Annotated in this window: 12 protein-coding genes; 7 read left to right on the forward strand and 5 right to left on the reverse strand. The window is 66.1% G+C overall.

Translation table 11 applies throughout. The annotated features are described in order from the left end of the window. Positions 1-17: 17 nt before the first annotated feature. Positions 18-263 (forward strand): glycosyltransferase, encoded by a 246-nt coding sequence (locus GT347_RS20620; protein ID WP_160553980.1) that lies wholly within the window; start codon positions 18-20, stop codon positions 261-263. A gap of 477 nt (positions 264-740) precedes the next feature. Here the strand turns inward: GT347_RS20620 and GT347_RS20625 are convergent, their stop codons facing one another. The 3 genes from GT347_RS20625 to GT347_RS20635 all read right to left on the reverse strand — a co-directional run bounded on the left by GT347_RS20625 (position 741) and on the right by GT347_RS20635 (position 4,622). Next, positions 741-3,593, reverse strand: a complete 2,853-nt coding sequence (locus GT347_RS20625) for a YjbH domain-containing protein (protein ID WP_160553981.1) — start codon at positions 3,591-3,593, stop codon at positions 741-743. A gap of 31 nt (positions 3,594-3,624) precedes the next feature. Beyond that, the gene (locus GT347_RS20630) at positions 3,625-4,275 is read right to left on the reverse strand and encodes a YjbF family lipoprotein (RefSeq protein WP_229722410.1); all 651 of its coding nucleotides are present in this window, start codon (positions 4,273-4,275) and stop codon (positions 3,625-3,627) included. Positions 4,276-4,358: 83 nt separating this feature from the next. Then, the gene (locus GT347_RS20635) at positions 4,359-4,622 is read right to left on the reverse strand and encodes a hypothetical protein (protein ID WP_160553982.1); all 264 of its coding nucleotides are present in this window, start codon (positions 4,620-4,622) and stop codon (positions 4,359-4,361) included. A 230-nt stretch (positions 4,623-4,852) separates the two neighbouring features. Between GT347_RS20635 and galE the strand changes: the two genes are divergently transcribed. Both galE and GT347_RS20645 read left to right on the forward strand, forming a co-directional pair. After that, positions 4,853-5,872: a UDP-glucose 4-epimerase GalE gene (gene galE / locus GT347_RS20640; RefSeq protein WP_160553983.1), complete on the forward strand. Its 1,020-nt coding sequence runs from the start codon at positions 4,853-4,855 to the stop codon at positions 5,870-5,872. Positions 5,873-5,881: 9 nt separating this feature from the next. Further along, entirely contained in the window at positions 5,882-6,664 is a 783-nt protein-coding gene (locus tag GT347_RS20645) for a YdcF family protein (RefSeq protein WP_160553984.1), read from the forward strand. On the opposite strand, the gene GT347_RS20650 is transcribed toward GT347_RS20645, so the two are convergent. Together GT347_RS20650 and GT347_RS20655 are read right to left on the reverse strand one after the other, a co-directional pair. Beyond that, entirely contained in the window at positions 6,658-6,957 is a 300-nt protein-coding gene (locus GT347_RS20650; RefSeq protein ID WP_160553985.1) for a hypothetical protein, read from the reverse strand. The two genes, GT347_RS20645 and GT347_RS20650, sit on opposite strands and share 7 nt — an antisense overlap. An 83-nt stretch (positions 6,958-7,040) precedes the next feature. Beyond that, complete coding sequence (locus GT347_RS20655; RefSeq protein ID WP_160553986.1) at positions 7,041-8,618, reverse strand: alkaline phosphatase D family protein; 1,578 nt, start codon at positions 8,616-8,618, stop codon at positions 7,041-7,043. 361 nt (positions 8,619-8,979) lie between these two features. On the opposite strand from GT347_RS20655, the gene rfbB reads away from it, so the two are divergent. Genes rfbB through rfbC form a run of 4 tightly spaced genes read left to right on the forward strand, consistent with a single transcriptional unit; the run spans position 8,980 to position 12,375 of the window. After that, positions 8,980-10,044: a dTDP-glucose 4,6-dehydratase gene (rfbB, locus tag GT347_RS20660; protein ID WP_160553987.1), complete on the forward strand. Its 1,065-nt coding sequence runs from the start codon at positions 8,980-8,982 to the stop codon at positions 10,042-10,044. Continuing rightward, positions 10,041-10,928, forward strand: coding sequence for a dTDP-4-dehydrorhamnose reductase (gene rfbD / locus GT347_RS20665; RefSeq protein WP_160553988.1), 888 nt, complete (start codon positions 10,041-10,043; stop codon positions 10,926-10,928). The genes rfbB and rfbD overlap by 4 nt, the downstream gene beginning before the upstream one ends. 14 nt (positions 10,929-10,942) lie before the next feature. Then, positions 10,943-11,830, forward strand: a complete 888-nt coding sequence (gene rfbA / locus GT347_RS20670) for a glucose-1-phosphate thymidylyltransferase RfbA (RefSeq protein ID WP_160553989.1) — start codon at positions 10,943-10,945, stop codon at positions 11,828-11,830. Then, complete coding sequence (gene rfbC, locus GT347_RS20675; RefSeq protein WP_160553990.1) at positions 11,827-12,375, forward strand: dTDP-4-dehydrorhamnose 3,5-epimerase; 549 nt, start codon at positions 11,827-11,829, stop codon at positions 12,373-12,375. The genes rfbA and rfbC overlap by 4 nt, the downstream gene beginning before the upstream one ends. The last annotated feature ends 12 nt before the right edge of the window (positions 12,376-12,387 follow it).

The following is a 12,387-nucleotide window of genomic DNA, read 5'->3' on the forward strand; positions in this document are numbered from 1 at the left end:
ACAATGCTGAGCGCACGGTGATTCGTGCATTGAAAAGCTTGCTCGACCAAACGGAGAAGCCGGAAATCATCGTGGTGGATGGAGCATCTCGTGATAACACCGTTCCAATGATTTGGCAGCATTTTTCCGAGGCTCAGGTAAAAAATAGTATCCGAGCCGGACTCGGTAGTTTTCGACGCATGGAACAAAGGCGTCCGCATGGCTTCCGGCAATGGTTGATTTTTATCGGTGCGGATGACTATATGCGGATACTGGCAGTCTGAAGGCGCTAAGGAATGGACTGGACGAGGCTGAAGCCGACCTTGAGCTAGCGTATGGTCGGGTGGAGTTGGTCGACGATCAGCATCGAATCGTTGCAAGCGAAAACGGTCCTTGGTCCGAAAATGGATCCCGCTTGCGGGTAAATATGCCGTTCACGCATACCGGTACGGCGCATAAGCGGCCCATGTTTCAAAATCGTGAATTTAGTCCGGAATTTCGTATTGCCGGTGATTACCATTTCCTATATCCGTCACTTGCGCGGCGTGACCCGCTTTTCATACCGTTGTATGTGGTTCGAATGGGCGATGGTGGGCTGTCGAACAGTCCAAAAAATCGTATACGGTTGATCAAAGAAATCAAGCGGGTGCAACGCGAAAACCACGTGCGGAATCGGCTTGGCGAGCGCGTCTACCTCATGCAAAGTTGATGTATTACCAGTTGCGCGCTGCTATCGGCGCCTGAGGTATGCGCTGGAGTGCTCAGTCTGCCGGTTGGGCTGGCCGATAATCGAACGCGCGTGGGCTGCGGGTGTTGGTGAGTCCATACAGCGTTTGCGATCTCGACAGCTTGGCTCCACCGTCGCGCAGCAGCGGCTGCCACAGAATCGTGCCGTTCGCGGACGATGATTTCGGCAGGATCGCGTCGAAAGGAAAGCTCACGAAAATTCCTTTATCGAAACTCCCTTCGCCGAACTGCGCCGACGACACGTTGGTTTTGGTCGCGTACGCACCAATCGACACTCCATTTGCAAATCGGCGGCTGATTTCGAGTGTCGCGCCGCGGTCGCGAGCAAGGTACTGTCCCACGCTAAGGTTGACCTGTAAATCATTCCAGCCGGTTTCCCAGTAAACCGTGGCGTGCCCGGTATTGACCTCGTATTCGCGGAAATCGAAGCGTTGGTCGAAGCCGCGTTGGCGCACCCGGTTGACGTCCACTCCGAATGCAAGCGGGCTGGCGCGGCGGCGGTACATATATTCGCCTCCCAAGCCGCCGTACATCGATTCCAGCAGGCCACCGTAGGCCATGACGAAATGGTTTTCGCCCCATTGCTCGGCGTGCGTGAGCTGCAGGTTGCTGACAGTGAAGCGCGAGGTCGTCACGTATTCGCGAACTTGGGTACGAACGCGTGGCAGATCGCTGGGCGCGGTGTATTTGAACTTGTCGTAGTTGTCGAGCAGGCGCATGTTCACGCCCCCGGTGAGCCAGGTGTTGGACGTGACACGGTATTCGGCAGCGCCTTGAACGCCGATCTGGTACAGCAGGAAGCTGTCTGGCCCGCCCAGCGACTGCCATAGGCTGGGACTCAGTCCGCCGCGGAGGCGGCCGTTGTCGCTGGTCCACAGCATTTGGCCGTCGCGGTCCTGCACGGCGGTGGGCGCACCCAGCGGGGCATTGCTGAAAGCGATGTTGTGTTCGCTTCGCTGCGCCGGCGACAAGCCTTGGGTGTGCAATGCCACCCAATCCGCCCTACGGATGCTCTTGCCCCCCATGCGCATGCCGTACTCGCTGAATTCGATGGAAAACCGCCGGATCGAAGCGGGCGCGTCGCGGTGTAGCACCGCCGTCATGCGATCCAGCCGGGCCTGCAGATAGGCGGCGCGGGGGAAGCTCAGGCGTACCAGCAGGGTGTCGCCGCGGCGGCTGATGGCGTCTACCGCCCAGCCGGTCTGGGCCTCGATGTCGGCGGCTGTGCGGCTCCAGGCGGGATCACCTGCCGGCATGCGGTCGGTGACTGCCGGGGTGGGCGGGTCGAGCAGCTTGGGCTGCGCAAGGGTGTCCAGTCCGCCATGGAAGGTCACGCCGAACATGGCGCGGTTGCCTCGCTCGATACCGGCGGTGAGGTCTACCGCTTCCGAATAGCGGTAGACGGCGCCGGCATTGACCGGCAGCCGTTGCTTGATGGGATTGTTGAAGGGCTCGCGCTCATAGGCGTTTCCGTCGTACTCCAGCTTGAGGATCAGCGGCTTGATGGGCGTCTGCCACTGCACGCCGCCAAACAAGCTGGTGGGGCCCCGGAAATAGGCTTTGTTGTTGGTGGTGCCTGTGGTGGTGGAACCCGGGCGCGTGTCGAACTGTTCGCTGATCAGGCCGAAGGGATTGCGCAAGTTGCCCCGCGCGCCCAGGTAGCCCCAGCCCAGGCCCAGGCTCCAGTCCAGGTCACCCGTGCGCTTGTTGGCGACGAAGTATTCGCCTGAAAACAAGCCCGTGCCACCCAGATCGCGTGCGCCGATGGCCAGCTCGGGAATCCATCTCGATTCCTTCCAAAGCCGCACCTTGGCGTCTACGCTTTTGTCCTTGTACGACTGGCTGCTGATGACCAGGCTGGGGTCGTAGAGCTGGTTGCTCACTTGCGAGTAGCGGAAGCCGCCTTCCAGCCAGTCCAGCGGCTGGAGCATCACCGTGGCCCGGGTGTAGGGCTGGATATGGCTGTAGGTGAAACGGGTTTCGCCGGCGGGGGCCATGCGTGCCGTCGGTGTCTGCAGCAGGCCGATTTCGCCCCAGTCGCTGGCTGTCAGCGGCAGGTCGCGCTGACGCGAGGCGGAAATGGACCGTTCGCTCTCGGGCGGAGCGCCGACGGGCCGGCCGGCACCGTCCGCGGCCAGACCCTGGGTAGCGAGGAGTTGGATCAGGTCGTCGGAAAAGCCATCCGGCAAGCCGCTGCTGCGCGCTGGCGCCCAGATCCATGCACCTGCGGCGGGCGGATTCTGCGCCTGGGCGTTCCAGGTGCCAGCGCCGTAGCGGAAAGTGCGGCCGTCGGGCTGCGCGATCCAGACGATGTCGCGCTGATCCGGGTCTTCCACGCAGGCGCGCAGGTAGTCCAGCGCCATCACGCCTGCGCGGTAGGGAACCTGGCACAGGGCGCCGTCGTCCAGTACCACCGTGGCGGTGGTGGGGCGAGGCGGTAGTTTCACGCGCTGGCCGGGCTGAAGCACCGGGTCCTGGTCCGGATTGGCTTGCAGCCAGCGGTCGTCCGGATTGCCCACCACGGCACGCCCGGTGACGGGCAGCGCACCCACCCATCGGGACAACGAGATTCCGGTGGGCGCCTTGTCAGCGCGCAAGGCGGACAGTTGCCGGGTGATCCGGTCCTTCAGTGCATGCTGGTCCGGCTTTTCCTCCGGCACGTACCACTGCAGGCCGATGGGATAGCTGTTCTGTCCGGTCCGCTGCCGTTGCAGCCAGGCGCTCAGCCTTTCACCTGGAACGATTTCAGCCGTGTCGGTGGCAGCCAGGGCGGGCGTTGCAAGCGTTGCCGCGCAACCCAGGGCGATGGCGCAGCGGCAAGCCAGGCCCACTGCGCTGGGCGCGAAAAAGGAATGAAGCCTGGACAAGATCTACTCGCAAAAGCCAAGGGCGGGGCGGTCAGGAGGCCGTAAGGCGGGTGGGGGTGGCCGGCCAGATCTGCGTGGTGATGCAGAAGTCTGGCGACAGGCATTGTTCGGAATACACGACCCGTTCCTGCTGGCTGGACAGATCGACGGCGAAACGCGCCGCCGGCAAGCCGGAGGCCAGGCCCTGGGGCACTGTTCGTTCCTCGAACCACTGCAAGCTTTCCGGAGCGAGGTTCTTCAGCGAGGAGGAGGCAGGCGGGGCGATCGGCGAGACCCACACCTCTTCCCGCACGTCTGTTGCATAGCCGGGCATTACGTCCCGCAGACGCCGATAGCGGGCACCACCCGCAAGCGCACTTCGCCAGCTGGGTGCGCCGTCGAAGCGAACCGAGTGCCAGTCGGTTTTCAGGCCGCCCGTGCCGGCGATCCGGCCCTGCCACAGGCGGACGGCTTCCTTGCTGGCGCTGTACCAGACTTCGGTCCCAGGCCCGGGTGTCGCGTCGGTGTAGCCCAGCACCAGCAAGGCGACATTCTTTCCGGCAGTGACCCGTAGATAGCGGTAGGCCGGATTGAGCACGGCAGTGTCGGCAGCCGGTGGCGAGAACAGCGAACGTGCGGCCTCGATGCTGGCGCTAGTACTGGTCGAGCAAGCAGCCGATGCCAGGACGAAGCCCAGGGCCACAAGCGGGCCCGCAAATGACAACGGGGGCAAAGCCCGGCCTGAACCGGGTTTTGCCCCCGCACGCGCTGGCGCGCGGTGCACTATCAGCGGGTGCCGGTGGTGCCCGAGGTGCCGGTCACGGGAGTGTTGCTGTCGCCGGACGACGAAGCAGCGGCCGCAGCGACTGCAACTGCAAGTGCACCCGCGGCGACGGCACCGACGGACACGCCAGCAATGCCGGCGGTAGTGGCAGCGCCGGCACCGGCACCGGTGGTGCCACCGGTGGCAGCAGCCTGGGCATTAGCCAACAGGGGAGCGGCCACGAGACCGGCGGACAAAACAATGGCGAGCAGTTGGCTGGACTTCATGGCGCTTCCTTAAAGAATGGGGGACGATAGTTTTTATCGTAACACGGCTATCGGGCAGACGCACTGTTGGTACAAGGATACTAAACCCAACTCCTTTTAGCCACCTCCGTCATGCCATGCCGTTGCGTCATCCGTCGCATCTTCGGCGCGCCGGCCGGTAGACTTACTTCTCCAACTGCACCACCCGAAGGCCACCAGGCACTGCAGCGGGCCTCGTCCAGAAAGATCCCTTGACCCCCTCCGTCCTCCTCACCGGCGGCGCCGGCTACATCGGCAGCCACACCTTCCTGGCCCTGCACGCCGCTGGTCTCAGGCCGGTCGTGCTCGACGACTTCTCCAACAGCCAGCCGGAAGTGCTGCGCCGCCTCGCTGAACTCAGCGGCGCTCCGGTCGTCTTCGAGCAGGCCAGCATCTTCGACGACGCAGCCGTGGCCCGCCTGGTCGAGCAGCACGACATCGGCGCCGTGATCCATTTCGCCGGCTTCAAGGCCGTCGGCGAAAGCGTGGCCGATCCGCTCAAGTACTACCGCAACAACATCGCCGGTTTCGCCGCGCTGCTCACCACGCTGCAGCGCACCGCCTGCCGCAAGCTGGTTTTCTCGTCCAGCGCCACCGTCTACGGCGATCCGGCCACGGTGCCGATCACCGAATCCTTCCCGCGCCAGCACACCAATCCCTACGGTCACACCAAGCTGGTCAGCGAGGACATGCTGGCTGCGCTGGCGGCCTCCGATCCGTCCTGGCGTTTCGGCGTGCTGCGCTACTTCAACCCGGTGGGCGCGCATCCCAGTGGCCGCATCGGCGAAAGCCCCAACGGCATTCCCAACAACCTGATGCCTTTCGTGTCTCAGGTGGCGGTGGGGCAGCGGCCTTTCCTGCAGGTGTTCGGCGACGACTACCCCACGCCGGACGGCACCGGCGTGCGTGACTACATCCATGTCTGCGACCTGGCCGAAGGCCATGTGGCCGCGGTCAACCATCTGCTGGCCGGCCATGAGGGTTTCACCGTCAACCTGGGCACCGGCAAGGGCAGCAGCGTGCTGGATCTGGTCAAGGCTTTCGAAAAAGCCAGCGGCCGGCCGATTCCCCACCGCATCGTGGCGCGCCGGCCGGGCGACGTGGCGGCCTGTTATGCCGACCCTACGGCGGCCCGGGCGCTGCTGGGCTGGTCGGCCCGTCTCGGCCTGGAAGACATGTGCCGCGACAGCTGGCGCTGGCAGGAGGCCAATCCGCAGGGCTACGGTGCCTGAGCCGGGCGCATGTTCTTCGTCGTCTCCAAGCTGCTGAGCGCGCTCACCCAGCCGCTTTCCTGGGTGTTCCTGCTGATGCTGGCCGGTCTGTGGCGCGGCCGGCGGCAGGCCGCGCGCGGCCGCGCCATGCTGTGGACGGGCCTGCTGCTGATCCTGCTGCTGGGCTGGCTGCCCCTGCCGGATCTGCTGCTGCGTCGCCTGGAGCAGGCCCAGCCGGTGCCTGCCGCGCCGGGTGATCCGCAGTGGGCTGCCTATGCCGGCGTGGTCGTGCTCGGCGGCGCTTTGGAGAACGCGTATGTGCGCGATGGCAACGGCCAGGTGGCGCTCAACGGAGCCGCCGAACGCATGACCATGGCGATCGCGCTGGCCCGCGCGCATCCGCGGCTCAAGATCGTGTTCACCGGCGGCGACGGCACCTTGCTGCGGCAGACCGAGTCCGAGGCGGCTCAGGCGCGCCAGTATTTCCGGGAGATGGGGCTGGCCGACGGGCAGGTGCTGTTCGAATCAGCCTCGCGCACCACTTACGAGAACGCGCTTTATTCGGCGCAGCTGCCTGGCATGGACATTCACCGGCCCTGGCTCCTGCTGACCTCGGGCTGGCATATGCCGCGTTCGCTGGCGACGTTTCGCAAGCTGGGATGGACGGTCACGCCCTACGCGGTCGATTACCTGGCCGGAAGATCCACGCCCTGGACGCAGTACGCCATGGTGAAGTCGCTTTCGCACTGGCAGATCGCCGTGCACGAGACCATCGGGCTGTGGGCCTACGGCCTCTCCGGCCAGGCTCAGTGAGCCGAACGTAGTCCGCCGTGCGGCTGCGCCGGGCTGCCGGCGGGCGTCTCGCGCGCCGCGCCGGAGCGGATGAAGTTTCCCCTTGCGGCCCCCAGGCGCCGCATGGAGCGCAGGCTACGCACATGCAGCGCGAACAGATGCTGGCGCAGGCCGCGATGCGGCAGGGCCATGGCTTGCGTCGCTTCTTCCATTTCCCGGTCGGCGCGGCTGGCCGCGCAGCACATGCTCATGAACAGCACGCCGAGTGCCAGCCAGACAGCCAGGGCTGCAAGCGCTATCGAAAGGTTGTTCATTGCGGGTCTCCTGTCTCGTTATCGACGCGAAACCCGGTTATACGCGGGGCCTGGCGCGACGGCATCCCCGTGGTTTCCAGATGTCAACGCGGCTGGATGATTGCGCGGCCATCCTCGACGACGAACTGCGCCAGGGTTTGTACCGGGCTCGCCGCGTCCTCGATGCGGTCGACCGTGCGCAGCCGGGTCTCCCAGGTTTTCGGGGTCAGGTCGACCAGGCCATAGCCGCGTTTTTCGCTGTTGGCGAAAACGATGTGGGGATTGCGTTCCAGGATGGAGGCGATGCGGGCCGGCGAGGCGCCTGAGGGTGAGCTGATCGAGGTGCCGCAGAACTCGGTGGCGATCGGGTCCGACACCTTCGGGTCCGCCGCGTGCACATTGCAGACGTAGTTCTGGTGGATGTCGCCGCCCACGAAGACCGCATTGCGCGGCGGGTTCGCCTTCAATGCCTGCAGCAGGCGGGCACGCGCTGCCGGGTAGCCGTCCCAGGTGTCGGTCGGCACCGGGGCGTCGGCCGCGCCGTAGCGGCGGGGCGAGAACAGGGTCTGCTGCGCGATCACGCTCCAGCGGGTGCGGCCGTCGCGGGCGTCGTCGGCCAGGCCCTCGGCCAGCCAGTCTTCCTGCGCCCGGCCGAGCAGCGTGCGTTGCGTCGCCTGCAGCTCGGCGCAGGCGCCGGGCCGCACGCTGCCGCGGATGCCGCCGCCGGGCTTGTCTTCCCGGCAGGCCTGGGGATCACGGAACTGGCGGGTGTCCAGCAGATGGAAACGCAGCAGCCGTCCGAAGTCCTGGCGCTCGTGGACGCGCAGCGCTTCCGCGCCGCCCAGCCCGCCCAGGCCGCGGACCAGGGTGCGCGCCGGCAGTGGCATGTTCTCGTAGAAGGCCTGGTAGGCGGCGGCGCGCTGCGCCGCGAAGGCTTCGGGCGCCGCATGGCCGACGGTGGCGGCGTAGTCGTTCTCCACTTCGTGGTCGTCCCAGGTGACGATCCAGGGGCAGGCCCGGTGGGCGGCGCGCAGGTCGGGGTCGCTCTTGTGCAGGGCGTAACGCTCACGGTAGTCCTCCAGCGAACGTGCGCGGCGCAGGGTGTGGCCGCGCGCCAGCGTGCGGCCTTGCAGGTCGCGCGGCAGTGCGTTCTCGTAGATGTAGTCGCCCAGGAAAACGACCAGGTCCGGCGCCTGCTCGGCCGCATCGCGCCAGGCTGCGTAGTAGCCGTTCTCCCAGCGCTGGCAGGAGGCATAGACGAAACGCAGCCGCTCGGGCATGGCCTCGGCCGCCGGCGCGGTGCGGGTGCGCGCGGTTTCGCTGACCGCATCGCCGAGCATGAAACGGTAGAAGTACCAGCGATCGGCGGTCAAGCCCTGCACCTCGACATGCACCGAGTGGCCCAGCTCGGCCACGGCCTGCGCGCGGCCGCTGGCGGCGATGCGGCGGAAGTTCGCGTCGTGCGCGATCTCCCAGCGCAGTTCGGCCGGCGCCAGCGGTGAGGGCAGGGCAGCCGGTGCGATGCGGGTCCACAGCACCATGCCGCCGGGATGGGGTGCGCCGCTGGCAACGCCCAGGGCGAAGGGGTCGGCGGCGGAGCCGCGGCCGGCCCAGGCGCCGCTGATCAGGAGGCTGCCGCTCGATGCGCCGAGCGCGTAGCGCAGGAGTTGTCGTCTGTCCATCGCGGCATTCTGCCGAGCCGGCGAGCTGATGGATGACCGCCTGTCTGTCGGTCTTCGAGATGGCGGGATCTCAACTGACATGACGTCTGGCTCCATCGCTGCTTTAATGGGGCATCGTCCATCGCAGCCAACGATCCGCCCGAATGTCCAAGACCTTCCGCCACGATCCCGAGCCCCGAATGAAACCCCGTGCCCTCAAGCGGCAGCGACAACGGGAAGCGATGGCGCCGCCAAGAGCGGCCGAGTACCCCCAGCCGGAGCCGGCGCCTTTGTGGAAGCCTATGGGTTAGGTCCCGTTCGACCGGGATAAGCCGCAAACCTTCTATGGAACAATGAGGGTCATTGACATGGAAGGTTTGACATGATTTTGGTAACGGGCGGAGCCGGTTTCATCGGTTCCAATTTCGTGTTGGATTGGCTGGCAGGCAGTGATGAAGCCGTCGTCAACGTCGACAAGCTCACCTACGCAGGCAATCTGCGCAATCTCGATGCCGTGCGGTCCCATGCTGGCCACGTCTTCGTGCAGGCCGACATCGGCGATACGGCGGTTATCTCGCAGCTGCTGCAGCAGCACCGCCCGCGCGCGGTACTCAATTTCGCGGCCGAATCTCATGTCGACCGTTCCATCACCGGCCCGGCCGCCTTCATCGAAACCAATGTGCTGGGCACCTTCCGTTTGCTCGAAGCGGTGCGCGAATACTGGTCGGCCCTGCCCGAGGCCGAGCGCGCCGCCTTCCGTTTCCTGCATGTATCGACCGACGAGGTCTACGGCACCCTGTCCGCGCAGGATCCGGCCTTCACCGAGACCAAGGCCTACGAGCCCAACAGCCCGTATTCGGCCAGCAAGGCCGCCAGCGACCACCTGGTGCGTGCCTGGCACCACACCTACGGCCTGCCGGTGCTGACCACCAACTGCTCCAACAACTACGGCCCCTTCCACTTCCCGGAAAAGCTGATCCCCCTGATGATCGTCAACGCCCTGGCCGGCAAGCCGCTGCCGGTGTATGGCGACGGCATGCAGGTGCGCGACTGGCTCTTCGTGAAGGACCACTGCAGCGCCATCCGGCGTGTGCTCGAAGCCGGCGTGACGGGCGAGACATACAACGTCGGCGGCTGGAACGAGATGCCCAACATCGAGATCGTGCGCCGCGTCTGCGCGCTGCTCGACGAGCTGCGCCCGCGCGCGGACGGTGTCTCCTACGCCACCCAGCTCACCTATGTGAAGGACCGTCCCGGCCACGACCGCCGCTACGCCATCGATGCCCGCAAGATCGAGCGCGAACTCGGCTGGAAGCCGGCCGAGACCTTCGACACAGGCATCCGCAAGACCGTCGAGTGGTACCTCGCCAACGGTGAGTGGTTGGCCGATGTGCAGAGCGGCGGCTACCGCGATTGGGTCTCGACGCAATACGGGCAGGCAGCATGAAGGTCCTGTTGTTGGGCAAGGGCGGCCAGGTCGGCTGGGAGCTGCAGCGCGCCCTGGCGCCGCTGGGCGAAATCGTGGCGCTCGACCACGACAGCACCGACTGGTTCGCCGACTTCAGCCAGCCCGCCCGGCTGGCCGAGACGGTGGCCGCGATCCGGCCCGACGTCATCGTCAATGCCGCCGCGCACACTGCCGTGGACAAGGCCGAGTCCGAGCCCGAACTGGCCCGCCGCATCAACGCCGAAGCCCCCGCCGTGCTGGCGCGCGCCGCGGCCGGGCTGGGCGCGCTGCTGGTCCACTATTCCACCGACTATGTCTTCGACGGCAGCGGGGATGCACCGCGCGACGAGTCGGCGCCCACCGGACCGCTGAGCGTCTACGGCCAGACCAAACTCGAAGGCGAGCAGGCCATCCAGCAGGCCTGCCCCAAACACCTGATCTTCCGCACCAGCTGGGTCTACGCCGCACGCGGCGGCAACTTCGCCAAGACCATGCTGCGCCTGGGCCGCGAGCGCGATCGCCTCACCGTGATCGACGACCAGATTGGCGCGCCCACCGGCGCAGAACTGCTGGCCGATGCCACCGCGCATGCGATCCGCGCCACCCTGGCCGATCCGTCCAAGGCCGGCCTCTACCACCTGGTGGCGGGTGGCCAGACCAGCTGGAACGGCTATGCCCGTTTCGTGCTGGAAACGGCACGCATGCTGGGCATCGAGATCAAGGCCACCGACGTCGAGGCCGTGCCGACGACCGCCTTCCCCACCCCCGCCAAGCGGCCGCTCAATTCGCGGCTGGACACGGGCAAGTTCCAGCGCACTTTCGGCCTGGCCCTGGCGCCCTGGCAGTCCGGCGTGGAACGCATGCTGCGCGAAACCCTTTCCTGAAACAGGCACCTCCCATGACATCCCGCAAAGGCATCATCCTGGCAGGCGGCTCCGGCACGCGGCTGCATCCGGCCACCCTGGCGATCAGCAAGCAGCTGCTGCCGGTGTACGACAAACCGATGATCTACTACCCGCTCAGCACCCTGCTGCTGGCCGGCATCCGCGACATCCTGATCATCAGTACCCCGCAGGACACCCCGCGCTTCCAGCAGCTGCTGGGCGATGGTTCCCAGTGGGGCATCAACCTGCAGTACGAAGTGCAGCCCAGCCCCGACGGCCTGGCCCAGGCCTTCATCATCGGCGAGAAATTCCTCGCCGGCGCCCCCGCCGCGCTGGTGCTGGGCGACAACATCTTCTACGGCCACGACCTGCAGCAGATGCTGGGCGCGGCCGACGGCAACGGCGAATGCGCCACCGTCTTCGCCTACCACGTGCAGGACCCGGAGCGCTACGGCGTGGTCGCCTTCGACGAGAGCGGCAAGGCCGTCAGCATCGAGGAAAAGCCGGCCAAGCCGCAAAGCAACTACGCCGTCACCGGCCTGTACTTCTACGACGCCGACGTGGTGCGCATCGCCAAGGACGTCAAGCCCAGCGCGCGCGGCGAGCTGGAGATCACGGCCGTCAACCAGGCCTACCTCGAAGCCGGCAAGCTGCGGGTGCAGATCATGCAGCGCGGCTACGCCTGGCTGGATACCGGCACCCACGAGAGCCTGCTCGAAGCCGGCCAGTTCATCGCCACGCTCGAGCGCCGCCAGGGCCTGAAGATCGCCTGTATCGAGGAGATCGTCTGGCGCCAGGGCTTCATCGATTCCGCCCAGTTGGAAAAGCTCGCCCAGCCCTTGAAGAAAAGCGGCTACGGCCAGTACCTGCTGCACGTGCTGCAGGAAGGGGTGCGCGCATGAAGGCCACGCCCACCGCCATCCCCGAAGTGCTGGTGATCGAACCCAGGGTCTTCGGCGACGCCCGCGGCTTCTTCTTCGAGAGCTTCAACCAGGCCGCCTTCGACGAAGCCGTAGGCCACCACGTGGACTTCGTCCAGGACAACCATTCCCGTTCCGCCAAAGGCGTGCTGCGCGGCCTGCACTACCAGATCCAGAAACCGCAGGGCAAGCTGGTGCGGGTGGTGCGCGGCTCGGTGTTCGACGTGGCGGTGGACATCCGCCGTTCGTCGCCCACCTTCGGCCGCTGGGTCGGCGTGGAGCTGACCGAGGACAACCACAAACAGCTGTGGGTGCCGCCCGGCTTCGCCCACGGCTTCGTGGTCACCAGCGAATCGGCCGACTTCCTCTACAAGACCACCGAGTTCTACGCGCCCCAGCACGAACGGGCGATCCTGTGGAACGACGCGGAACTGAAGATCGAATGGCCCGAACTCGGCATGGCGCCGCTGCTGTCGGGCAAGGATGCCGCGGCCAGCACCTTCCAGGCGGCCGAGACCTTCGCCTGAGATCCGGCGCGG

This window comes from Xylophilus rhododendri (assembly GCF_009906855.1).
GTDB lineage: Bacteria > Pseudomonadota > Gammaproteobacteria > Burkholderiales > Burkholderiaceae_C > Xylophilus > Xylophilus rhododendri.